This window comes from Kitasatospora sp. SUK 42, from assembly GCF_015776785.2.
Lineage (GTDB): Bacteria > Actinomycetota > Actinomycetes > Streptomycetales > Streptomycetaceae > Kitasatospora.
Genome location: NZ_LFMD02000003.1, coordinates 1,388,419 through 1,409,976, shown reverse-complemented (window position 1 = coordinate 1,409,976; position 21,558 = coordinate 1,388,419). Strand labels below are relative to the sequence as shown.

Genomic DNA, 21,558 nt, shown 5'->3' with positions numbered 1-21,558 from the left:
CGCCCATCCGGGGACTAGTTTTCCGGAAGTCGGGCCAAATCCCCCCAACAGGCCTACGATTGGGGAGATGAACCGTCCTGAGCCCGCTCAGTCGGGCGCCACTCTTGCCGCCGCACACCCCACCGCCGAACTGCGCGCCAGGGTGAGGAGGCTGGAGCCCGAGCTGATCGCCTTCCGCCGTGATCTGCACCGGCACCCGGAGCTGGGGCGCCAGGAGTTCCGCACCACCAACCTGCTGCGCGACCGGCTGGTCGCGGCGGGCCTGGAGCCGCGGGTGCTCCCCGGCGGCACCGGCCTGCTGGTGGACGTCGTCCCGCCCGGCACCGTCCCGGGCACCGGGTTCCTGGCCTTCCGCGCCGACATCGACGCGCTGCCGATCGACGACGCCAAGACCGAGGTGCCGTACCGCTCGACCGTCCCCGGCCGGGCCCACGCCTGCGGCCACGACGTGCACACCTCGGTGGTGCTGGGCCTCGGCCTGGTGCTCGCCGAGGCCGTCCGCACCGGCGAACTGCGCCGCCCGGTCCGGCTGGTGTTCCAGCCCGCCGAGGAGGTCATGCCGGGCGGTGCGCTGGACGTCATCAAGGCCGGCGGGATGGACGGCGTCGACCGGATCTTCGCGGTGCACTGCGACCCGAAGGTGGAGGTCGGCCGGATCGCCCTGCGGGTCGGTGCGATCACCTCGGCCTGCGACCGCCTGGTGCTGCACCTGGACGGCCCCGGCGGCCACACCGCCCGTCCGCACCTGACCACCGACCTGGTGACCGCGGTCGCCAGGATGGCCGCCGAGCTGCCGGGCGCGCTGGCCCGCCGGATGGATCCGCGCTGGGGCGTCAGCCTGGTCTGGGGGCGGATCGCCTCCGGCTCCGCACCGAACGTCATCCCGCAGCACGCCGAACTGGAGGGCACCGTCCGCTGCCTGGAGCTGGACGGCTGGCGCGAGGCTCCGGACCTGCTGCACGAGCTGATCGCCAAGCTCGCCGAGACCTACCGGGCCAAGTGGACGCTGGACTACCACCGCGGGGTGCCGCCGGTGGTGAACGAGGCGGTCTCGGTGGCGCGGTTGGAGGAGGCGATGACCGACCGCTTCGGCGGCGGAGGCGAGCAGGTGGTGGAGAGCACCGAACAGAGCCTGGGCGGTGAGGACTTCTCCTGGTACCTGGAGCACGCCCCCGGTGCGCTGGCCCGGCTCGGGGTGCGCGCCCCCGGCGACACCACCGTCCGGGACCTGCACCAGGGCCGGTTCGACGTGGACGAGCGGGCGATCGGCGTCGGGGTGGAGCTGTTCGCGGCACTGGCCCTGGAGGGTGACCGGAACCGACCGTGACCAGGGAGTATGCGACCGACATGTGATCGGATCGTCGGGATTCTGAGGCTCGGACCGGTTCCGTAAACTGAGCCGGACCAAGTCTCGGATCGCCGCCAGCGCACGGGAAAAGAGCCTCGGGGCGTCCTTCAGACCACGGTTTGATAACAACCCCAACGCTCTGGCACCCCGTAACACAACCGTGTTCTACGCGCGTTACGGTGGCGTCCGACCACGCCAAACGGTTGCGTGTTAGAAGGAGATACTCCCTTGCGCCGTTCAATGAAGCTCGCCGCGGTTGTGCTCTCGGGTTCCCTGGGCATGGCCTCGCTCGCCGCTTGCGGCGCAAAGAGCACCGACACCAACGCCTCCTCGGGGTCGTCCGACTCGCTCAAGGTCGGCATGGCCTACGACATCGGCGGCCGTGGCGACCAGTCGTTCAACGACTCCGCCGCCCGTGGTCTGGACAAGGCCAAGTCGGACCTGGGCGTCTCCGTGACCGAGGCCGAGGCCAAGCAGGGCGAGGCCGAGGCCGACAAGGAGACCCGCCTCAAGAACCTGATCGACGCCGGTTACAAGACCATCGTCGCGGTCGGCTTCGTGTACCAGCCGGCGGTCAACAAGGTCGCGAAGGACAACCCGAACGTCAAGTTCGCGATCATCGACTCGAACGACAAGGACCAGCCGTCCAACGTCACCTCGCTGCTCTTCGCCGAGCAGGAGGGTTCGTACCTGGCCGGTGTCGCCGCCGCGAACAAGAGCAAGAGCAAGCACGTCGGCTTCATCGGCGGTGTGCAGTCCGAGCTGATCAAGAAGTTCGAGGCCGGTTACAAGGCGGGTGTGAAGTCCGTCGACCCGAACATCCAGGTTGAGACCACCTACCTCACCACCCCGCCGGACTTCACCGGCTTCGCCTCGCCCGACAAGGGCAAGGAGGCCGCGCAGGGCCAGCTCGACAAGGGTGCTGACGTCATCTACGCCGCCGCCGGCTCCTCCGGCAACGGCGCCATCGAGGCCGTCGCCAACAAGCAGGGCGCCCTGGCCATCGGCGTCGACTCCGACCAGGCCAGCCAGCCGGCCCTGGCGAAGTACAAGAACAGCATCATGACCTCGATGGTCAAGAACGTCGACAACGCGGTCTACGCCTACATCGACTCGGTCAAGAAGGGCTCGCCGTTCACCGGCATCAAGCTCTTCGACCTGAAGTCCGACGGTGTGTCGCTCGCCACCACCGGCGGCAAGATCGACGACATCCAGGACAAGCTGAAGGCCGCCGCCGACTCCATCAAGAGCGGCGCCACCACCATCCCGACCGCGCCGGCCGCTCAGTAAGGCCCGCGCGTCTCGGACGCGAGTTGCGGCTGCCGCCTGCCCGGCAGCGCGATGACCGACACAGTTCACGGGAGGGGCCCGGCAGGGTGCGCTCAAGGCGTACCCCCGGGCCCCGTTCCGTCCCCCCGTTCACCCCTTGGCCCTCCGAGCGCAACGACGCGCCTCCAGACCACCAGGAGACCGCCATCACCGCATCAGACCCCGTCCCCCTGCACAAGGACGGCAACCCCAGCGCGGGGACGGCGACGCCGGCCGTCGAACTGCGCGGCATCACCAAGCGCTTCCCCGGAGTCGTGGCCAACCACGACATCAACCTCACCGTCCGCCAGGGCACCGTGCACGCCCTGATGGGTGAGAACGGCGCCGGCAAGTCGACGCTGATGAAGATCCTCTACGGCATGCAGAAGCCGGACGAGGGCACCATCGCGATCAACGGCGAGCCGTGCGAGTTCAACACCCCCGGCGACGCCATCTCCCGCGGCATCGGCATGGTGCACCAGCACTTCATGCTCGCCGACAACCTCACGGTGTGGGAGAACGTCGTCCTCGGCGGCGAGAAGCTCCACGGCATAGGCGCCAAGGCGAAGGCGAAGATCAAGGAGATCTCCGACCAGTACGGCCTGGGCGTGCGCCCGGACGCCCTGGTCGAGGACCTCGGCGTCGCCGACCGCCAGCGCGTCGAGATCCTCAAGGTGCTGTACCGCGGCGCCAGGATCCTGATCCTCGACGAGCCCACGGCCGTCCTCGTGCCGCAGGAGGTCGACGCGCTGTTCGACAACCTGCGCGATCTCAAGTCCGAGGGCGTCACCGTCATCTTCATCTCGCACAAGCTGCACGAGGTGCTGGCGGTGGCCGACGCGATCAGCGTCATCCGGCGCGGCACCACGGTCGGCGACGCCGACCCCAAGGCCGTCACCGCCCGTCAGCTCGCCGAGCTGATGGTCGGCGCCGAGCTGCCCTCCCCGGAGAGCCGCGAGTCGACCGTCACCACGACGAAGATGCTCGACGTCGAGGGCCTGCGGATCGCCAAGACCGACGCCGAGGGCATCGAGCGCATCGTCCTGGACGACATCTCGCTGCGCATCCACAAGGGCGAGATCCTCGGCATCGCCGGCGTCGAGGGCAACGGCCAGGCCGAACTGGTCGAGGCCATCATGGGCATGCTGCCGCTGGACGGCGGCACCGTCACCCTGGACGGCCACGACCTCTCCGGCACCCTCACCCGGGCCCGCCGCGAGGCCGGCATCGGCTACATCCCCGAGGACCGCCACCGGCACGGCCTGCTCCTGGAGGCCCCGCTCTGGGAGAACCGCATCCTCGGCCACGTCACCGAGGCGCCCAACTCCAGGGGCCTGCTGCTCGATCCGTCCGCCGCCCGCGTGGACACCTGGCGGATCGTCGAGGAGTACGACGTCCGCACCCCCGGCATCGAGGTCACCGCGGCCTCGCTCTCCGGCGGCAACCAGCAGAAGCTGATCATCGGCCGCGAGATGAGCCACCAGCCCAAGCTGCTGATCGCCGCCCACCCCACCCGCGGCGTGGACGTCGGCGCGCAGGCGCAGATCTGGGAGCACATCCGGTCCGCCCAGCGGGAGGGCCTCGCCGTCCTGCTGATCTCCGCCGACCTGGACGAGCTGATCGGCCTCTCCGACACCATCCGGGTCATCTACCGCGGCCGCCTGGTCGCCGACGCCGACCCGGCCACCGTCACCGCCGAGGACCTGGGCACCGCGATGACCGGTGCCGCCAGCGGCCACCTGGAGTCCGAGCCGGAGGCCGTCGTCGAGGCGCAGGCCGTCGCGGCGCAGGGCACCGAGGCCGAGGCCGAGCACCCGCACACCGACACCGCCGACGACCCGCAGGCGGGGGAGTAACCCATGACCAGTCCCAACCCCGCCGCCAAGCGCAGCCTGGCGCAGCGGATCAGCGGCGAGCGGATCGTGCTCGCACTGGCGGCGCCGGTGCTCGCCGTCCTGCTGTCCGTCGCGATCTGCTCCGTCCTGCTGGCGACCTCGGGCAAGAACCCGTTCGACGCGTGGAACGTGATGATCACGTACGCCGGCAAGTCGGACGGCCAGGTGAACATCCTCAACCGGACCACCACCTACTACCTGGCCGCCGCGGCCGCGGCGTTCGGGTTCCGGATGAACCTGTTCAACATCGGCGTCGAGGGCCAGTACAAGGTCGCGGCGCTGTTCGCGGCCTTCGTGGGCGCCAAGGTCGACCTGCCGGCCTTCATCCAGATCCCGCTGCTGCTGGTCACCGCCATGGTGGTCGGCGGCCTGTACGCGAGCATCGCCGGTCTGCTGAAGGTCTACCGCGGCGTCAGCGAGGTCATCTCGACCATCATGCTGAACTCGATCGCGGTCGCCATCGTCGGCCTGCTGCTCGTGCCCGGCATCTTCGCGCCGAAGGTCAGCAGCACCAGCAACTCGGTCCAGACCGAGCCGATCTCGCAGTCCAGCCACTTCTTCTCCATGGAGACGGCCGGCGGCACCCTCTGGGGCTTCATCTTCGTCGCCGCCCTGGTCGGCGTGGCCTTCCAGTTCGTGCTGACCCGCACCCGCTTCGGCTTCGACCTGCGGGCCACCGGCCGCTCGGAGACCGCCGCGACCGCCTCCGGCGTGAACGTCAAGCGGATGGTCGTCATCTCGATGGTGGCCTCGGGTGCCATCGCCGGTCTGATCGGCCTGCCCGAACTGCTGCAGAACTCGTACTACTACGGCCAGAGCTTCCAGCCCGGCCTCGGCTTCCTGGGCATCTCGGTCGCCCTGCTCGGCCGCAACAGCCCGATCGGCATGGCCTTCGCGGCGCTGCTGTTCGCCTTCCTGGACGTCACCGGCTCGGTGCTGCCGCTTCAGGGCGGCTTCCCCTTCGAGATCGTCAACGTCATGGAAGGCACCATCGTCATCTGCGTCGTCGTCGCGTACGAGCTGGTGCGCCGCTACGGCCTGAAGCGTCAGCAGCGGAGGGTCGGCGCCCAGCTCGCCGCGCAGGCCGCCGTGGCCACCGAGAAGAAGGAGGTGGCCTCGTGAGCGAGCGTAGCGAGCGAGCCATCAAGCACTGCGTGTCGTGCGAAGCACGCACCGAGCGAAGCGAGGTGTGGGCATGAGTACGGCCACCGCTGCCCGCCCGAAGGCGTCGGGCGCTCCCGCGAAGAAGCGCAAGCTGTCCTGGCCGGTGGTGCTGCTGCTGATCGCGGGCGCCCTGGTGCTGTTCTCCGCCGTGGGCCTGGCCACCGGCAACCACTCGCTGACCTCCTCCGGTCAGATCACCGCCGCGCTCAGCGCCGCCGTGCCGATCGGCATGGCCGGCCTCGGTGGTCTCTGGTCCGAGCGGGCCGGTGTGGTCAACATCGGTCTCGAAGGCATGATGGTCGCCGGCACCTTCTGCGGCGCCTGGGCGGGCTACCTGGTCAACCCGTGGTTCGGCCTGCTGGCCGGCATGCTCGGCGGCGCGCTGGGCGGTCTGCTGCACGCGGTCGTCACCGTCACCTTCGGCGTCGACCACATCGTCTCCGGCGTCGGCATCAACCTGCTGATCCCCGGCATCTGCGCGTACGTCAACCGGATCTACTACAAGGACTACATCTCGGCGGGCGCCGGGCAGAACCAGTCCCCGCCGGCGGATCCGCTGCCGTACATCACCGTCCCGGGCCTGTCCTCCTGGCTGAAGGGCATCGAGGGCCACCACTGGTTCTTCGTCTCGGACGTCGCGGGTGTGCTCGGCGGCCTGGTCACCAACATCTCGGTGGTCGTCCTGCTGGCCGGTGCGCTGATCGTGGCCAGCTACTTCGCGCTCTGGCGCACGGTGTTCGGCCTGCGGCTGCGCTCCTGCGGTGAGAACCCGACCGCCGCCGAGTCGCTGGGCGTCAACGTCTACAAGTACAAGTACCTCGCGGTCATCGCCTCCGGAGCCTTCGCGGGCCTCGGCGGTGCGTACCTCTCGCTGGTCGCCGCGCACTTCTACAAGGACGGCCAGACCCTCGGCCGCGGCTTCATCGGCCTCGCCGCGATGATCTTCGGCAACTGGATGCCGGGCGGCCTCGCCATGGGCGCCGGTCTGTTCGGCTTCACCGACAGCCTCCAGCTGCGCGACCCGGAGTCGGTGCACGTGCTGATCCTGATCGTCGCGATCGCGATGGCGCTGTTCGCCCTGTGGCAGCTGTACCGCCGCAAGTACACGGCGACGGTGATCTCCTTCGTGGTGGCCGGCGGTCTGGCCGCCTGGTACGCGCTGACCGACGAGGTGCAGCGCCCGCTGATCGTCGCGACGCCGTACCTGATCACCCTGGTGGTGCTCTCGCTGGCCTCGCAGCGACTGCGGATGCCCAAGGCGGACGGCCAGATCTACCGCAAGGGCCAGGGCAAGTGACGGCCCCCGTGATCGACTGGGAGCGGCTGCGGGAGGCGGCGCGCGAGGCGATGGCCCACGCGTACGCCCCGTACAGCGGGTTTCCGGTCGGCGCGGCCGCGCTGGTGGACGACGGCCGGGTGGTCAGCGGCTGCAACGTGGAGAACGCCTCGTACGGGCTGGGGCTGTGCGCCGAGTGCGGGCTGGTGTCCGCGCTGCACGCCTCCGGCGGCGGCCGGCTGGTCGCCTTCACCTGCGTCGACGGCGCGGGCGAACTGCTGATGCCGTGCGGGCGCTGCCGCCAGCTGCTGTACGAGCACGGCGGGCCGGAGCTGCTGGTCGAACTGCCCTCGGGCGTGAGGCCGATGAGCGAGGTCCTGCCCGACGCGTTCGGACCCGAGCGGCTCTAGCCTCTGATTCTGTTACGCGCGTAGAGTGTCGCGAGATGGGCCGGACCCGGTCATCTCGCGACACTCTTCGCTTTTGAACCCCTCTTGGAGCACGCATGGACGCCATCTCCGTCATCAGGACCAAGCGCGACCGCGGAGAGCTGAGCGACGCTCAGATCGACTGGGTCATCGACGCGTACACCCGTGGCGAGGTCGCCGACGAGCAGATGTCCGCGCTGGCCATGGCGATCCTGCTGAACGGCATGAACCCGCGCGAGATCAGCCGCTGGACCGACGCCATGATCCGCTCCGGCGTGCGGATGGACTTCTCCTCGCTGCCGCTGCCCACCAGCGACAAGCACTCCACCGGCGGCGTCGGCGACAAGATCACCCTCCCGCTCGCCCCGCTGGTCGCCGCCTGCGGCGCGGCCGTCCCGCAGCTCTCCGGCCGCGGCCTCGGCCACACCGGCGGCACCCTCGACAAGCTGGAGTCCATCCCGGGCTGGCGCGCCCTGCTCTCCAACGAGGAGATGCTGGACGTGCTGCGCTCCACCGGCTCGGTGATCTGCGCGGCCGGCGACGGCCTCGCGCCCGCCGACAAGAAGCTGTACGCGCTGCGCGACGTCACCGGCACCGTCGAGGCCATCCCGCTGATCGCCTCCTCGATCATGTCCAAGAAGATCGCCGAGGGCACCGGCGCGCTGGTCCTGGACGTCAAGGTCGGCTCCGGCGCCTTCATGAAGAACCTGGACGACGCCCGCGAACTCGCCCGCACCATGGTCGGCCTGGGCACCGCCGCCGGGGTCAACACCGTCGCCCTGCTCACCGACATGTCCACCCCGCTCGGCCTCACCGCGGGCAACGCCCTGGAGGTCCGGGAGTCCCTGGAGGTGCTGGCCGGCGGCGGCCCGGCCGACGTCGTCGAGCTCACCCTCGCGCTCGCCCGCGAGATGCTCGCCGCGGCCGGCGTGCACGGCAAGGACCCGGCCGACGCGCTGCGGGACGGCTCCGCGATGGACCACTGGCGCCGCATGATCGCCGCCCAGGGCGGCGACGTCGACGCCCCGCTCCCGGTCGCCCGCGAGCAGCACGTCATCCCCGCGCCCGCCTCCGGCGTGCTCACCGCGCTGGACGCCTACGCCGTCGGCGTCTGCGCCTGGCGCCTGGGCGCCGGCCGCGCCCGCAAGGAGGACCCGGTCCAGGCCGGCGCCGGCGTCGAGATGCACGCCAAGCCCGGCGACACCGTCGTGGCCGGCCAGCCCCTGCTGACCCTCCACACCGACACCCCGGAGCGCTACGACTACGCCATCGAGGCGCTCACCGGCGGCATCGAGGTCGCCCCCGAGGGCACGGCGTTCACCCCGAACCCGATCGTCCTCGACCGCATCGCGTAGTCATACGATTACTGCATGTGCGGCAGCGTGGTTTACGCTGCCGCACATGGGAGTTGACCGCTTCACGGTCGAGATCGAACCTGAGGTCCGGGACTGGCTCGTTGAGCTTCCGGCGCGGCACTACGTCCTGGTCGAAGGCCACGTCGATCGCTTGGCCGAGTACCCGACGACGCTCGACGAGCCGCTCTCGCGACATCTGGACGGACCACTGCGGGAGCTCCGCCTTCGTTTGGACGGCGCGGCCACGAGGATCACCTATTGGCTCGCACCTGGTCGGCGGATCATTCTGCTGACGGTGTTCACCAAGAGGCGGATGCGGGAGACTGCTGAGGTCACCCGGGCGCTGTGGGCTCAGAAGATCTGCGAGTCCGAGCACGAGCCCGCCCACGAGGAGTTCAGCCGGATCGTCCCGGAAGGAGAGCTGCGATGAACCACTCGCAGTGGAAGACCCGCCGCACACGCGAGCTGCTGGGCGAACAGGTGGAGGAGAGCCCGGAGGTGGCGGCGTTCCGGCTGGAAATGCACTACGCCCGGGCATTCGGGCAGGCCCTCTACGACCGACGCACCGCTCTCGGCCTGTCGGAGGCGGACGTCGCCCGTCGCGCCAACATGACGGAAGACGAGATCGAGTGCATTGAGGAAGCCGGCACCGTGCCCACGCTTCCGCTGCTGCAGCGGTTGGCGTCTGCGCTGGAGTCGGAGCTCGACATCCACGTCACGCCCGACACCGAGGCCACGGTCCGCTTCCAGGCGCCGGCTGCCTGACGAAGCAGCGAGGAGCCCGTACCCGGCCGCCGGGTACGGGCTCCTTCGTGTGCTCAGGCCCGGACGGCGGGTGCTGAGCGGCGGGCGGTGTGGGCCTGGCGGGTGGCGTAGAGGGTGACGGCGGCGGCGAGGGCCATGGCGGTGAGGCCGACGGTGGCGGCGCCGGGCCAGCCGGTGGCGTGGTAGGCGTCGGCGCCGAGGGTGCCGCCGAGGCTGTTGCCGAGGTAGTAGGCGATCAGGTAGAGGGCGGAGGCCTGGGCGCGGCCCTCGGTGGCGGTGCGGCCGACGGCGGAGGAGGCGGTGGCGTGGCCGGCGAAGAAGCCGGCGGTGATCAGGACCAGGCCGAGCAGGGCGCAGGCCAGGGAGTCGGCGAGGGAGAGCAGCAGGCCGGCGGCGGTGACGCCGATGGAGACGTAGAGGGCGCCGCGGCGGCCGAGGCGGGCGGAGAGGCGGCCGGCCGCGGCGGAGGTGCCGGTGCCGACCAGGTAGATCGCGAAGATCGAGGCGGCGACCGACTCCGGCAGGTGGAACGGTGCGGCGATCAGCCGGTAGCCGGCGGTGTTGTAGACCGCGCCGAACACGGCCATGAACAGCAGCCCCAGCGCGTACAGCCGCACCAGCAGTGGGTTGCGCAGGTGCCGTCCGACCGTGCGGGCGAGGGCGCGGGCGTCCACCGGGGCCGGGGTGAAGTGCCGGGCGGCGGGGATCAGCAGGCGGAAGGCGAGCGCGGCGAGCAGTGCGAGGGCGGCGGAGGCGGCCAGGCCCCAGCGCCAGCCGAGGGCGGCGGAGGTCCAGCCGGAGAGGAGTCGGCCGCCCATGCCACCGATGCTGTTGCCGGCCACGTACAGGCCCATCGCGGAGGCCAGGGCGCTGGGGTGGATCTCCTCGGCGAGGTAGGCCATCGCGGTGGCGGGCAGTCCGGCGAGGGCGGCGCCCTGGAGGGCGCGCAGGGCGACGAGGGTGGTGAGGCCGGGGGCGAAGGGCAGTGCGACGGCGAGGGCGGAGGCGGCGAGGACGGAGGCGGTCATCACCGCGGTGCGGCCGTACCGGTCGGACAGCGCGCTGGCGGGGAGCAGCCCGAGGGCGAGGCCGAGGGTGGCGGCGGAGGCCGTCCAGCTGGCCTGGCCGGGGGTGAGGTCGAGGTCGGCCGAGAGGACCGGCAGCAGGCCCTGGGTGGAGTAGAGCAGGACGAAGGTCGCGATTCCGGCGGCGAACAGCGCGAGGTTGGCGCGGCGGAAGTCGCGCCCGCCGGGGCGGTGGCGGTCGTCCGGGGCGGGGGCGGCGGCGGCATCCGGGGCAGGCGCGGATGCCCTGGTATCTGAGGGCTGCATGCCGTCGACCGTAGGCCCGGCGCGGTTGATGCGTCCAATGCATGAAGAGTGGATGATCGATGCACTGGCGTATGAGTCGAGGTGGTGGCGGAATGGCGGTGCCGGAGGTGTCGGACTGCGCGGATCAGCGGTACCGGGCGGCCGGGTTGGGGCCGGACGAACCGGCCGTCCTGCTGGCGCCCCGGCTGGCGCAGTTCGCCGCGGTGGCACGGCTGGAGCACGTGACCCAGGCGGCCGCGCTGCTCGGGGTGCCGCAGCCGACGCTGTCGCGCGCGGTGGCCCGGCTGGAGGAGGAGCTGGGGGTGGACCTGCTGGCCCGTCAGGGCCGTACGGTCCGGCTGACGCGGGCGGGCCGGCTGCTGCTGGCCTCGGTGGAGCGGGCGCTGGCGGAGGTGGAGCGCGGCGCGGCGGCGGCCCGGGCGGAGGCGGACCCGGAGGTGGGGCTGGTGGCGTTCGGGTTCCTGCACACGATGGGGCCGGACGCCGTCCCGGCGCTGCTGCGGGGCTTCCGGGCGGCGCATCCGCGGGTGCGGTTCCAGCTGGTGCAGGACTACGGCATGGCGATGCTGGAGCGGTTGCGGGCGGGCGAGTTGGACCTGTGCCTGGTCGCGCCGCTGCCGGACGATCCGGCGTTCACCGCCCGCCCGTTGGACGAGCAGCGGCTGCACCTGGTCGTCCCGGCGGACCACCGGCTGGCCGGGCGGCGGCGGATCCGGCTGGCGGAGGTGGCCGAGGAGCCGTTCGTCGGGCTGGAGCAGGGGTACGGGCTGCGCATGATCACGGACGGCTTCTGCGCGCAGGCCGGGTTCGTGCCCCGGCTGGCCTTCGAGGGGGAGGAGACGGAGACGCTGCGCGGGCTGGTGGCGGCCGGGCTGGGGGTGGCGCTGCTGCCGCCGGCGCTGGTGCCGCGGCCGGGGGTGGTGGAGTTGGAGGTGACCGCGCCGCGGACCCGGCGGGCGATCGGGCTGGCCTGGGCGGCGGGGCGGCCGCTGGCCCCGCCGGTGGCGGCGTTCCGGGACTTCGTGTTGTCCCGGCGGGGGCGGCTGTTGCAGCACGACTGATCCGCGGCGGCTGAACCATTGGTGGTTCGTATGGACCGGGCGGTGGAATTCCCGGTGGAGTTTGGACCATCCGGTGGTGTTCTCGGTGGTAGGTCTACGCGCGTAGGGGCTATATTTCCGCAATGGAGAAGCAGATCCCCGTCACCACCGCGGGCACCGGCCCGCGCATTCCCACCCCCGACCAGATCCGCCGCGCGCCGAAGGTCCTGCTGCACGACCACCTCGACGGCGGGCTGCGCCCGGAGACCGTGGTCGAACTGGCCGCCGCGACCGGCTACCAGGGCCTTCCGACCACCGACGCCAAGGAGCTCGGCGAGTGGTTCCGCGAGGCCGCCGACTCCGGCTCGCTGGTCCGCTACCTGGAGACCTTCGCGCACACCTGCGCCGTCATGCAGACCCGCGAGGCCCTGATCAAGGTCGCCGCCGACTGCGCCGAGGACCTGGCCGCCGACGGCGTCGTGTACGCCGAGGTCCGGTACGCCCCCGAGCAGCACCTGGAGGGCGGCCTGAGCCTGGACGAGGTCGTCGAGGCCGTCCAGGAGGGCTTCCGCCTCGGCGAGGCCAACGCCCGCGAGGCGGGCCACCGGATCCGGGTCGGCACCCTGCTGACCGCGATGCGGCACGCCGCCCGCTCCACCGAGATCGCCGAACTGGCCAACCGCTACCGGGACCAGGGCGTCGTCGGCTTCGACATCGCGGGCGCCGAGGCCGGCTACCCGCCCACCCGCCACCAGGCCGCCTTCGACTACCTCAAGGGCGAGAACAACCACTTCACCATCCACGCGGGCGAGGCCTTCGGGCTGCCGTCGATCTGGGAGGCCCTGCAGTGCTGCGGCGCCGACCGGCTCGGCCACGGCGTGCGGATCGTGGACGACATCACGGTGAAGGAGGACGGCGGCGTCGAGCTCGGCCGGCTGGCCGCGTACGTGCGCGACAAGCGCATCCCGCTGGAGATGTGCCCGACCTCCAACCTGCAGACGGCGGCGGCCACTTCGTACGCCGAGCACCCGATCGGGCTGCTCAGCCGGCTGAAGTTCCGGGTCACCGTGAACACCGACAACCGGCTGATGAGCGGCACCAGCATGAGCCAGGAGTTCGGGCACCTGGTGGACGCCTTCGGCTACACGCTGGGGGACATGGAGTGGTTCACGGTGAACGCGATGAAGTCCGCGTTCCTGCCCTTCGACGAGCGGCTGGCGATGATCAGCGACGTGATCAAGCCGGGCTACGCCGAGCTCAAGGCGGAGTGGCTGTTCAGCGCGGGCACCGGCGCGAACTGAGCCGTTCCAATCGGTTCGCCGGTCCTGCTGGTCGGGTGAACGCCCTTTTCCGTCAAGGGAGTTGGTGTTCATCCGACTACTCACTCGGGTGAGTGAACGCCCTTTGGTTCTCGCGCGGCCCTGTCACTACGGTGTGCCAGTCATAGCTGACAGGCCGTGGCGGCGGTCGCCCGTCCGCCGATCCCGCGTGCGATGTCGGCCACCGACGACGACCCAAGGGACGAACCATGAAGCAGGCTCTCAAGGCCGCCGGCACCGCGGCGCTCGGCATCGCCATCGCGGCGATCGGCGCCGGCACCGCCTCCGCGGCAGACGGTCAGGCGGCCGGCGGCCTCGGACTGCCCACCGGCGCGGTGACGAACCCCGCGGTGACCGGCGCGGTCACCGAAGCCGCCGCCAAGCTGCCCGGCGGCGACAAGGTCACCAGCGCGCTCGGCGCGCTCGCCCCGACCGTCGGCCGCGCCGCGCCCGCCGACGCCACCCCGATCGCCGGTGTCACCGAGCAGCGCGGCGCCGTCCCGTCCGTCCCCGGCCTGGACAAGACCCCGATCGGTGGGCTGGCCGGCCTCCTGCCCGGCCTGCCGCTGGGCTGATCCGGCCGGCTGCGGCCACCGGTACGACGACGGGCCGTCCGCCCCGGAGAGACCCCGGGGCGGACGGCCCGTCGCCATGCCCCGCCCGTGCGGCATCACGGCTCCTGGGGGAGGAGCACCCACAGCGCGAGGTAGATCAGGAACTGCGGGCCGGGCAGCAGGCAGGAGAGCAGGAAGATCAGTCGGACGGTCCACGCGGTCAGGCCGAAGCGCTCGGCGATCCCGGCGCAGACACCGGCGATGACGCGGTTGTGACGGGGGCGGGCGAGGCGGGCGCTCATGCTTTCTCCCTGAGTGGAGGCCCGGTCCGGTCGGTCCGGCGGGTGTACTTCCATCCTCCGCCGCCGGCGGCCCGGAAACCTCCGCCCACCAGGCGATTCGCGACCCCGGAAGGTCACCGGGAAGGCGTAGGCCCGACTAGGGGTCCGTCTCGGGGATGCCCCTGAGGACGAACGTCCCGTGCGGCCGGGCCGAAAGCGAGACCGAAAGCCGGTCCGGAATTCCAGGAATTCACCGTGGAGGGGTGGATCCCGCTCGGCGGGATGCGGACGGTTGCTATTCGTCGGGGGGGCGAAGCATCGGCGCGATACCTGCCGTGGAATGGGCTCCCGCACCTGCGATCTCACGTTTTGACGGGTTCTGTCCGAATTCTCTCGTGAGGTTGAAGTCGCGTAATCGGCGCCGCGGTTTCCCGGCCGCCGCCACCGCCGCCACGCCGTCCTCCGGTCTGGCCGCCGCAGGCGCGTGCAAGGCGGCGCCGGGAACTGGCCGGGAACGGCGGAAGGCCCGCCCGTCCCCGCTTCGCGGCGGGTGACGGGCGGGCCTTCCGGCTTCCGCGGGGCGGGATCAGCCGGCCGGGTGCTGCGGCTGGCCGGGCTGGGCCGGCGGCACGGGCTGGGCGTACGGGTTGTCCGCCACCGGCTGGGCGGCGACGCCCGGCTGGTGCGGCGAGGCACCCTGCGGCGCGTTCGGGTTGTACGGCGCGTTCGGGTTGTACGGCGCGTTCGGGTTGTACGGCGCGTTCGGGTTGTACGGAGCCTGCCGGGCGTTCGGGTCGTACGGCGCGGTGGCCATGTACGGCGAGGTCAGCGGGTTCGGCCGCTTCTTCGCGTTGCTGCGCTCGACGAGCGTCTTCACCGAGTAGACGATCATCGCGACCGGCAGGATGAACAGCTTGTAGACGATGTAGTAGGTGCCACCCTCGAACACGAACGCCAGGTAGTAGCCGTACCCCAGGAACGCGAGGCCGACGAGCACGTTGACGACCCGCAGGCCCACCGTGAGCCCGCCGCTGACGGCGCCGAGGACCAGCATGATGGCACCGCTGACCGCGAGCAGCACGACGTACCAGGAGAAGAGCGGCTCGGCACTGAAGTCGAGATTGTTCAAGGCGGGTTTCCCGGGGGAGGAGGAAAAACGGCGGAACCGTTCGGGGACGAGAGCGCACAGTACTGGAGGGGGCCGACATCCGTCGCCGCCTTTTCATCACGGTGTCATTGCGCTGTGCCGCAGCGGCGCCGGAACGGGAATTGACGAGGTGGGAAATGACTGACTATGAGGTGCTGCGGGTCTTTTGCGGCCGCGACGGCGAGTTCGGCAACGCGTTGGGCGTGGTGCGCGACGGAGCCGCCGTGCCGGAGCGGGCGGACCGGCAGGCCCTCGCCCGCCGGCTCGGCTTCAGCGAGACGGTGTTCGTCGACGACCCGGAGCGCGGGGAGATCGACATCTACACCCCGACGCTGCGCCTGCCCTTCGCCGGCCACCCCTGCGTGGGCGCCGCCTGGCTGCTCGGGACGGACCGGCTGGTCACCCCCGCCGGGGTGGTGGCCGTGCGGCGGGAGGGCGGGGAGACCCTGATCGCGGCCCGGCCCGAGTGGGCCCCGCCGCGTACCCTGCGGCAGTACGGCTCGGCGGCCGAGGTGGACGGGCTGGAGGTGCCGCCGCCGGGGGAGTGGATCTACGCCTGGGCCTGGCAGGACGAGGCGGCCGGTACGGTCCGGGCGCGGGCCTTCCCCGGCCGGGGCGACGGGATCGACGAGGACGAGGCGACGGGCGCGGCCGCCCTGCTGCTGACCGCCCGGCTCGGGCGGGCGCTGACCATCACCCAGGGCCGGGGCTCGCGCCTGGCGACCGGGCTGCGCCCGGACGGGCTGGTCGAGGTCGGCGGCCGGGTGGTGCGCGCCGGGGCTTAGGGCGTGTCCTGTGGGTCTTGTCGGGGGAGCGTCGCGGCGTTGGGGAGCGTGCCCTGGGGGAGCGCGGCGGACCCTCGGCGAGGATCCGCAGGACACGCCCCTAGCGGGCCGGCGGGGTCGGCTCCGCGTAGGCGCGGGGCCGGGCGGCGGGCGCGACCGTCACCGTCGGGGTGACGGCGGCGGGCATCGTCGGGACGGCCAGGACCTTCACCCGCGGCGCCCGGAGCCCCGGCCGGCGGTCCCGCAGCAGGCGGCGCAGGCCGGGGACGAGGGCGAGGTGGGTGACCACCACGCCGATCACGGCGAGCAGGATGTGGTCCACGTTGAGGACGTGCCCGGGCGTCCAGGAGGAGAGGAACTCCAGGCCGGTCGCCAGCAGGGCGGAGACGCCGGTGGTGCGCAGGAAGGACGGCAGCCAGGGGGCGCGGATCCGGCCGCCGGCCAGCGGGAGCAGGACCCCGAGCGGGGCGAGCAGCAGGAGTTCGCCGACCACCTGCCAGGCGGAGGAGGAGCGGAGCGAGGCCAACGGGGTCAGGTTGGCGTCGTACACCCAGGCCACCGGCAGCGGTCTGAGCACCAGCCAGAGTGCCAGCGCCAGGTGGAGGGCCAGGCCCGTCAGCCCGGCAAGGCGGAGGGGACGGTGGACGGCCGCCGCCGGCCTCGTTTCGGTCCGTGCGCCGGAACGCTGGTCGCGTGTCCTGGTGCCATCTCGCTGCACGGGGGGAAGGACGTGAGCCGGCGGCGCGGTGGTTCCACGCCGGGCGTGAACATTCCCGAACGCGCCCCCGCTCATCTACACGGCGAGGCCGTCGGCACGGCGCTGAACACGTTGTCCGGCGGCGGCGAGCCGGGCGTCACCGGGGTGGGAGAGGGGCTCGGGCTCGGGCTCGCGCTGGCCCTGGCCGAGCCGCGGGCCGCCGTGGCGGCGGGTGCCGGGCCGGGCGGCGTGGCCAGGGCGGTCGGTATGTGCGGGGCGGTGGGGCAGGCCGTACGGCTGGCGGGCGCGCCGGCGTCGACGGGTACGGCGGTCGGCCGGATGCCGCAGCCGGAGGCCAGCGCGAGCAGGAGCAGCACGCCACCGGCGCGGCGCAGGGCGGTGGTGCGGGTGGGGGCGGTCACGTGGCGTCCTTGTCCTGGGCTGCGCCGCCGGCGGGGCCGTTCTGGGCCCCGTCCGCGGACGGCGGAGGCGGCGGGGTCAACGGCAGCGTCAGTGTGAACACCGCGCCGACCTCCCCGTTCGCCGCTGTGATCGTCCCCCCGTGGATCTGGGCGTTGGCCATCGCGATCGACAGTCCCAGCCCGCTGCCCTCCGAGCGGGCGCGCCCCCGGTCGGCCTTGTAGAAGCGGTCGAAGACGTGCGGCAGCACGTCCTCCGGGATGCCGAGGCCGCTGTCGGAGACCTCGACCACGACCGAGTCCTCGGTCTGCCGGACCTTGACCCGCACCGGCGAACCGCCGTGCTTGAGCGCGTTGCCGATCAGGTTGGCGAAGACCACGTCGAGCCGGCGCGGGTCGACCACGGCCAGGATGCCGCGCGGGGCGTCCAGTTCGACCGCGTCGTACCAGGCCCGGCCGTCGATGCAGGACATGATCAGGTCGGAGATGTCCATCTCGTCGGCGACCAGCTTGGCGGTGCCCGCGTCGAAGCGGGTCACCTCCATCAGGTTCTCCACCAGGTCGGACAGCCGCCGGGTCTCGCTCACCACGATCCGCACGGCCGGCTCGATCATCGGGTCCAGCGACTCCGCCTCGTCCTCCAGGATGTCGGTCACGGCGGTCATCGCGGTCAGCGGGGTGCGCAGCTCGTGCGACATGTCGGCGACGAACCGCCGGCTCTGTGCCTCGCGCGCGCTCAGCTCCTCGACCTGCTCGTGCAGCGACTCCGCGGCCCGGTTGAAGGTCCGTGCCAGGTCGGCGAGTTCGTCCGAACCCTCGACCTCCAGCCGGGTGTCCAGGTGCCCCTGGCCGAGCCGCCGGGCGGCCTCGCCGAGCCGCTTGACCGGCCGCAGCACCGTCGCCGAGGCGGCCTGGGCGAGCAGCGCCGAGCCGATCAGCGCGAGCAGCGTCGCGATCGCCAGCGACCAGCCCAGGGTGTTGAGGTCGGCCCGCTCGTTCTCCAGCGACTTGAACATGAACGCCGTCGGGCCGTTCGGCACCACCTTGGTGCCGCCGATCACGAACGGGTGGCCCTCCAGGTTCTGCCGCTGCCAGTACAGGTGGTACGGGTACGGGTTGCTCTCGGTGACCTCGCGCGGCTTGGCGACGGTGGTCCGCAGCGCCTGCGGGACGTCGGCCAGCGTGAAGTGCGTCGGGTCGGAGGAGGCCGAGCACTCCGGGTGCGCCGAGTCGACCACCACCACGTCGTAGGTCAGGCCGGAGCTGGCCACGTTGGAGGCCAGTGCGGCGAGGTCCGGGCAACTGGCGTTCAGCGGCAGGTCGGAGACGTTGCGGCTGAGCGAGACCCGGAAGTCGTTCAGCGCGGTGTCCTGGGCGCGCTTGAGCACCGCGTCGCGGTTCAGCCAGTACGCGATGCCGGAGGCCGAGACGGCGGCGAGCAGCGCGACCGCCGCGAACACCGCGATCAGCCGCACCCGCAGGGAGCGCAGCTTCCGCCACTCGCCCGCCGGGAACCGCAGGGCAGTCTGCTGATGGTCAGTCACAAGAGCCTGTCGTCGTACGGGAGTTCAGGATGCCGGGTGCCGGGGTGCGCGGTCAGGCCGCCGGCGGGTCCAGCCGGTAGCCCACGCCGCGCACGGTGCGGATCAGCGTCGGCGCGGACGGCACGTCCTCGACCTTGGCCCGCAGCCGCTGCACGCAGGCGTCCACCAGCCGGGAGTCGCCCAGGTAGTCGTGCTCCCAGACCAGCCGCAGCAGCTGCTGGCGGGAGAGCGCCTGCCCGGGGCGGCGGCTGAGCTCCAGCAGCAGCCGCAGCTCGGTCGGGGTGAGCTGGAGGTCCTGCCCGTCCTTGGTGACGGTCATCGCCGCCCGGTCGATCACCACGCTGCCGTACGCGGAGGAGTCCGAGCTCTCCCGCTCGCCGCGCCGCAGCACGGCCCGGATCCGGGCATCCAGGACGCGCGGCTGCACCGGCTTCACCACGTAGTCGTCCGCGCCGGACTCCAGGCCCACCACCACGTCGATGTCGTCCGAGCGGGCGGTGAGCAGGATGATCGGCAGCTGGTCGGTGCGGCGGATCCGACGGCACACCTCGAAGCCGTCGATTCCGGGCAGCATCACGTCCAGCACGATCAGGTCGGGCCGCTGCTCCTTGAAGAGCCTCAGACCGTCCTCGCCGGAGGCGGCGGTGGCCACGCGGTGGCCCTGGCGGGTGAGGGCGAGTTCGAGGCCGGTCCGGATGGCGTCGTCGTCCTCGATCAGTAGGAGGAAAGGCACGGCCCCATTTTGGCCCACCGGAAGCGTCGAATCATCCCCCGGACCGATCACCTTCCGTACGGGAACCGGAAGGACCGCCCCCGGCGTCCGGAACGGCGGGAGGCGGACCGGGCCGAAGGACCCGCCGCTGTGACACCCCTGTGACAGTCGGCGGACAGCGCCATCACAACCGCCGGGCAGGATTTTCCATGTCGCCGCAGGACAGCGGGCCACCCGGCCCGGCTGGAGGGCGGCAACAGGAACCGCTCGTACCGACCCAGGGGGCGCACGATGAACGCCACGCTTCAGACCCGGACCAACCCGGCTGTCCGCACCGCGCGTTCATCAGCCGCCGCCCACCTGGCCCGGCGCGAGGCCAGGACCGAGGAGAGCTCCGGTGCCGTGACCGTACGGGGGTGCGCGCACAGCACCGGTGGAAACCCTGTCGCCCGCCGGGTGAGCGGCGGCGGCAGGACGGGGGAGCTGTACGGGATCGGCCGACTGGGGAGTGCGGTCGACTCCGCCAACACCCTCACGCTGCGGGGGATCCTCCCCGTCCGCGGTGAGGGCAAGGACGCCCTGGGGGGCAACGGGGGAACGCGGGGGAACGGCCTGCGGACGGTCGGCTCGGGGGAGCCGGCCGGCCGCGAGGCCGCCGGTGCGACGCTGCTGCGGCTGAACCCCGCACCGGCCCGCACCACCGAGGCGGGACAGGGGGACGCGCAGGGGGAGCACCCGGCCGTCGCGGAGGACCACATCACGGAGTTCACCGCGTACGTGCGCGAGCGCCGCGCCTCCCTGTACGCCACGGCGTACCACCTCACCGGTGACCGCTACGAGGCCGAGGACCTGCTGCAGAGCGCGCTCTTCAGCACCTACCGGGCCTGGGGCCGGATCACCGACAAGGCCGCGGTCGGCGGGTACCTGCGCCGCACCATGACCAACCTGCACATCTCCGCCTGGCGGCGCCGCAAGGTCAACGAGTACCCGACCGAGGAGCTGCCGGAGACGGCCGGCGACACCGACGCGATGGGCGGCACCGAGCTGCGCACCGTGCTCTGGCAGGCGTTGGCGAAGCTGCCGGAGAACCAGCGGACCATGCTGGTGCTGCGGTACTACGAGGGCAAGACCGACCCGGAGATCGCCGACGTGCTGGGGATCAGCGTCGGCACGGTCAAGAGCAGCATCTGGCGCGCGCTGCGCCGGCTGCGCGAGGACGAGCACCTGAACAAGTCGGGCGACACCGTCCGGGCGTTCGGCGAGCTGGTCGCGTAACGCGCGGTGGTGGGACTCCCGTCGGGGGACGGGTAGCGGACGGTCAGGTCCAGGGGACGCCGGCTCGGGGGAGCGGTGTCCGTGGGGAGACGAGGACCGTTCGGGAAGGCGAGGGCCCGGTGCGGGGGAGACGCACCGGGCCCCTCGTCGTTTCGTCGTTCCGCCGTTCGAGGCACGGCGGTCCGGGCCGCAGCGCCCGGCGGTTCGGGCCGCGGAGCGCGGTTCAGACCGTGGAGTACTGCCCGGTCCGGGCCGCCACCCGGATCCGCCGCTCGGCCTCCGGCCCGGCGCACGCGTACGAGCCGAGCGCGATCTGCCGCCCGACGATCGACCGCTCGGCCCGCATCAGCCGCAGGCCCCGGCGCAGCAGCACCGGCAGCGACTTGCGGCCCTCCCGGACGTCCCGGCGCAGCCGGCGCCAGGCCGTGGTGAGCGCGCCGTTGCGCAGGCACAGGGCGTCGCCGAGCAGGCCCTCGGCGGTGCAGTCGGCGACGATCTCGGCAGCGAAGATGCCCTCGGCGATGAACGCGCACGCGCCGTCCAGCTCCAGGACGTGGGTGGCGGTCCGGCCGTTGGCCGGGATCGAGTACACCGGCACCTCGGCCCGGCCGTGCTCGTACAGGTCGCGGATGGCGGCGACGGCCTGGTCGCGGTGCCAGCTGAGCGGGGAGTCCCAGTCCACGGCGCCGTCCGGCAGCCGGGGCAGGGTCGGGTCGTCCCCGTCCTTGTAGAAGTCGTCCAGCTGGAGCACCGGCAGGCCGCTGCGCTCGGCGAGCGAGGACTTCCCCGATCCGGAGGGGCCGGAGAGCAGGATCACCCGGGCGTGGGCCGTCGAAGCGGGGTTCATGGGGGAGTCACTCACGGGACACCAGTCTGACGCATCCCGGCCGGTTGCCGAAACCGTTCTGCACGGAC

The 21,558-nt window shown here is 72.1% G+C and carries 22 protein-coding genes; 14 read left to right on the top strand and 8 right to left on the bottom strand.

All coding sequences use genetic code 11. The features are described 5' to 3' along the window. Positions 1 to 67: 67 nt before the first annotated feature. The 9 genes from RZ50_RS16000 to RZ50_RS15960 all read left to right on the top strand — a co-directional run bounded on the left by RZ50_RS16000 (position 68) and on the right by RZ50_RS15960 (position 9,539). On the top strand, positions 68 to 1,327 hold the full coding sequence (locus tag RZ50_RS16000) for an amidohydrolase (protein ID WP_196948229.1): 1,260 nt from the start codon (positions 68 to 70) through the stop codon (positions 1,325 to 1,327). 249 nt (positions 1,328 to 1,576) lie between these two features. Beyond that, a complete protein-coding gene (locus RZ50_RS15995; protein ID WP_196948230.1) occupies positions 1,577 to 2,638 on the top strand; it encodes a BMP family protein in 1,062 nt (353 codons plus the stop codon). Between the two features lie 347 nt (positions 2,639 to 2,985). Then, positions 2,986 to 4,512: an ATP-binding cassette domain-containing protein gene (locus tag RZ50_RS15990; protein WP_254802763.1), complete on the top strand. Its 1,527-nt coding sequence runs from the start codon at positions 2,986 to 2,988 to the stop codon at positions 4,510 to 4,512. 3 nt (positions 4,513 to 4,515) lie between these two features. Then, the gene (locus RZ50_RS15985; protein WP_196948231.1) at positions 4,516 to 5,673 is read left to right on the top strand and encodes an ABC transporter permease; all 1,158 of its coding nucleotides are present in this window, start codon (positions 4,516 to 4,518) and stop codon (positions 5,671 to 5,673) included. A 73-nt stretch (positions 5,674 to 5,746) separates the two neighbouring features. Continuing rightward, positions 5,747 to 7,012: an ABC transporter permease gene (locus tag RZ50_RS15980; RefSeq protein ID WP_196948232.1), complete on the top strand. Its 1,266-nt coding sequence runs from the start codon at positions 5,747 to 5,749 to the stop codon at positions 7,010 to 7,012. Further along, positions 7,009 to 7,401 carry a cytidine deaminase gene (locus tag RZ50_RS15975; protein WP_196948233.1) on the top strand — a complete coding sequence of 131 codons (393 nt, stop codon included), beginning with the start codon at positions 7,009 to 7,011 and terminating at the stop codon, positions 7,399 to 7,401. The genes RZ50_RS15980 and RZ50_RS15975 overlap by 4 nt, the downstream gene beginning before the upstream one ends. Before the next feature lie 95 nt (positions 7,402 to 7,496). Beyond that, positions 7,497 to 8,774 carry a thymidine phosphorylase gene (locus tag RZ50_RS15970; RefSeq protein ID WP_196948234.1) on the top strand — a complete coding sequence of 426 codons (1,278 nt, stop codon included), beginning with the start codon at positions 7,497 to 7,499 and terminating at the stop codon, positions 8,772 to 8,774. A 46-nt stretch (positions 8,775 to 8,820) separates the two neighbouring features. Beyond that, entirely contained in the window at positions 8,821 to 9,204 is a 384-nt protein-coding gene (locus RZ50_RS15965) for a type II toxin-antitoxin system RelE/ParE family toxin (protein WP_196948235.1), read from the top strand. Next, on the top strand, positions 9,201 to 9,539 hold the full coding sequence (locus tag RZ50_RS15960; RefSeq protein WP_196948236.1) for a helix-turn-helix domain-containing protein: 339 nt from the start codon (positions 9,201 to 9,203) through the stop codon (positions 9,537 to 9,539). The genes RZ50_RS15965 and RZ50_RS15960 overlap by 4 nt, the downstream gene beginning before the upstream one ends. Positions 9,540 to 9,592: 53 nt before the next feature. On the opposite strand, the gene RZ50_RS15955 is transcribed toward RZ50_RS15960, so the two are convergent. Beyond that, positions 9,593 to 10,870 (bottom strand): MFS transporter, encoded by a 1,278-nt coding sequence (locus tag RZ50_RS15955; RefSeq protein WP_196948237.1) that lies wholly within the window; start codon positions 10,868 to 10,870, stop codon positions 9,593 to 9,595. 92 nt (positions 10,871 to 10,962) lie between these two features. On the opposite strand from RZ50_RS15955, the gene RZ50_RS15950 reads away from it, so the two are divergent. The 3 genes from RZ50_RS15950 (at position 10,963) to RZ50_RS15940 (ending at position 13,804) form a co-directional block, all read left to right on the top strand. After that, positions 10,963 to 11,931: a LysR family transcriptional regulator gene (locus RZ50_RS15950; RefSeq protein WP_196948238.1), complete on the top strand. Its 969-nt coding sequence runs from the start codon at positions 10,963 to 10,965 to the stop codon at positions 11,929 to 11,931. A gap of 122 nt (positions 11,932 to 12,053) precedes the next feature. Then, complete coding sequence (locus RZ50_RS15945; RefSeq protein WP_196948239.1) at positions 12,054 to 13,211, top strand: adenosine deaminase; 1,158 nt, start codon at positions 12,054 to 12,056, stop codon at positions 13,209 to 13,211. Positions 13,212 to 13,438: 227 nt separating this feature from the next. Next, positions 13,439 to 13,804, top strand: a complete 366-nt coding sequence (locus RZ50_RS15940) for an ATP-binding protein (RefSeq protein ID WP_196948240.1) — start codon at positions 13,439 to 13,441, stop codon at positions 13,802 to 13,804. A gap of 95 nt (positions 13,805 to 13,899) precedes the next feature. On the opposite strand, the gene RZ50_RS15935 is transcribed toward RZ50_RS15940, so the two are convergent. Continuing rightward, complete coding sequence (locus RZ50_RS15935; protein ID WP_196948241.1) at positions 13,900 to 14,085, bottom strand: PspC domain-containing protein; 186 nt, start codon at positions 14,083 to 14,085, stop codon at positions 13,900 to 13,902. Positions 14,086 to 14,650: 565 nt separating this feature from the next. Further along, entirely contained in the window at positions 14,651 to 15,193 is a 543-nt protein-coding gene (locus tag RZ50_RS15930; protein WP_196948242.1) for a hypothetical protein, read from the bottom strand. A 155-nt stretch (positions 15,194 to 15,348) separates the two neighbouring features. Here RZ50_RS15930 and RZ50_RS15925 point away from each other — a divergent pair, with 155 nt between their 5' ends. Beyond that, a complete protein-coding gene (locus RZ50_RS15925; RefSeq protein WP_196948243.1) occupies positions 15,349 to 15,996 on the top strand; it encodes a PhzF family phenazine biosynthesis protein in 648 nt (215 codons plus the stop codon). A 100-nt stretch (positions 15,997 to 16,096) separates the two neighbouring features. Here RZ50_RS15925 and RZ50_RS15920 read toward each other — a convergent pair whose 3' ends face one another. The 4 genes from RZ50_RS15920 to RZ50_RS15905 all read right to left on the bottom strand — a co-directional run bounded on the left by RZ50_RS15920 (position 16,097) and on the right by RZ50_RS15905 (position 19,389). Next, positions 16,097 to 16,594, bottom strand: a complete 498-nt coding sequence (locus RZ50_RS15920; RefSeq protein WP_374199952.1) for a VanZ family protein — start codon at positions 16,592 to 16,594, stop codon at positions 16,097 to 16,099. A 191-nt stretch (positions 16,595 to 16,785) separates the two neighbouring features. Beyond that, positions 16,786 to 17,115 (bottom strand): hypothetical protein, encoded by a 330-nt coding sequence (locus tag RZ50_RS15915; protein WP_217680559.1) that lies wholly within the window; start codon positions 17,113 to 17,115, stop codon positions 16,786 to 16,788. Continuing rightward, the gene (locus RZ50_RS15910; RefSeq protein WP_196948245.1) at positions 17,112 to 18,656 is read right to left on the bottom strand and encodes a HAMP domain-containing sensor histidine kinase; all 1,545 of its coding nucleotides are present in this window, start codon (positions 18,654 to 18,656) and stop codon (positions 17,112 to 17,114) included. The genes RZ50_RS15915 and RZ50_RS15910 overlap by 4 nt, the downstream gene beginning before the upstream one ends. 52 nt (positions 18,657 to 18,708) lie before the next feature. Beyond that, positions 18,709 to 19,389, bottom strand: coding sequence for a response regulator transcription factor (locus tag RZ50_RS15905; protein WP_196948246.1), 681 nt, complete (start codon positions 19,387 to 19,389; stop codon positions 18,709 to 18,711). Between the two features lie 591 nt (positions 19,390 to 19,980). On the opposite strand from RZ50_RS15905, the gene RZ50_RS15900 reads away from it, so the two are divergent. Then, complete coding sequence (locus tag RZ50_RS15900; protein WP_374199951.1) at positions 19,981 to 20,643, top strand: SigE family RNA polymerase sigma factor; 663 nt, start codon at positions 19,981 to 19,983, stop codon at positions 20,641 to 20,643. Positions 20,644 to 20,866: 223 nt separating this feature from the next. Here the strand turns inward: RZ50_RS15900 and RZ50_RS15895 are convergent, their stop codons facing one another. Beyond that, positions 20,867 to 21,505: an ATP-binding protein gene (locus RZ50_RS15895; RefSeq protein WP_374199928.1), complete on the bottom strand. Its 639-nt coding sequence runs from the start codon at positions 21,503 to 21,505 to the stop codon at positions 20,867 to 20,869. Between the last annotated feature and the right edge of the window lie 53 nt (positions 21,506 to 21,558).

Coding starts and splice junctions, on each gene's coding strand:
- RZ50_RS16000 (WP_196948229.1), top strand. CDS start 68: ATGAACCGTCCTGAGCCCGCTCAGTCGGGCGCCACTCTTGCCGCCGCA.
- RZ50_RS15990 (WP_254802763.1), top strand. CDS start 2,986: ATGGGTGAGAACGGCGCCGGCAAGTCGACGCTGATGAAGATCCTCTAC.
- RZ50_RS15985 (WP_196948231.1), top strand. CDS start 4,516: ATGACCAGTCCCAACCCCGCCGCCAAGCGCAGCCTGGCGCAGCGGATC.
- RZ50_RS15980 (WP_196948232.1), top strand. CDS start 5,747: ATGAGTACGGCCACCGCTGCCCGCCCGAAGGCGTCGGGCGCTCCCGCG.
- RZ50_RS15970 (WP_196948234.1), top strand. CDS start 7,497: ATGGACGCCATCTCCGTCATCAGGACCAAGCGCGACCGCGGAGAGCTG.
- RZ50_RS15965 (WP_196948235.1), top strand. CDS start 8,821: ATGGGAGTTGACCGCTTCACGGTCGAGATCGAACCTGAGGTCCGGGAC.
- RZ50_RS15960 (WP_196948236.1), top strand. CDS start 9,201: ATGAACCACTCGCAGTGGAAGACCCGCCGCACACGCGAGCTGCTGGGC.
- RZ50_RS15955 (WP_196948237.1), bottom strand. CDS start 10,870: ATGCAGCCCTCAGATACCAGGGCATCCGCGCCTGCCCCGGATGCCGCC.
- RZ50_RS15950 (WP_196948238.1), top strand. CDS start 10,963: ATGGCGGTGCCGGAGGTGTCGGACTGCGCGGATCAGCGGTACCGGGCG.
- RZ50_RS15945 (WP_196948239.1), top strand. CDS start 12,054: ATGGAGAAGCAGATCCCCGTCACCACCGCGGGCACCGGCCCGCGCATT.
- RZ50_RS15940 (WP_196948240.1), top strand. CDS start 13,439: ATGAAGCAGGCTCTCAAGGCCGCCGGCACCGCGGCGCTCGGCATCGCC.
- RZ50_RS15935 (WP_196948241.1), bottom strand. CDS start 14,085: ATGAGCGCCCGCCTCGCCCGCCCCCGTCACAACCGCGTCATCGCCGGT.
- RZ50_RS15925 (WP_196948243.1), top strand. CDS start 15,349: ATGACTGACTATGAGGTGCTGCGGGTCTTTTGCGGCCGCGACGGCGAG.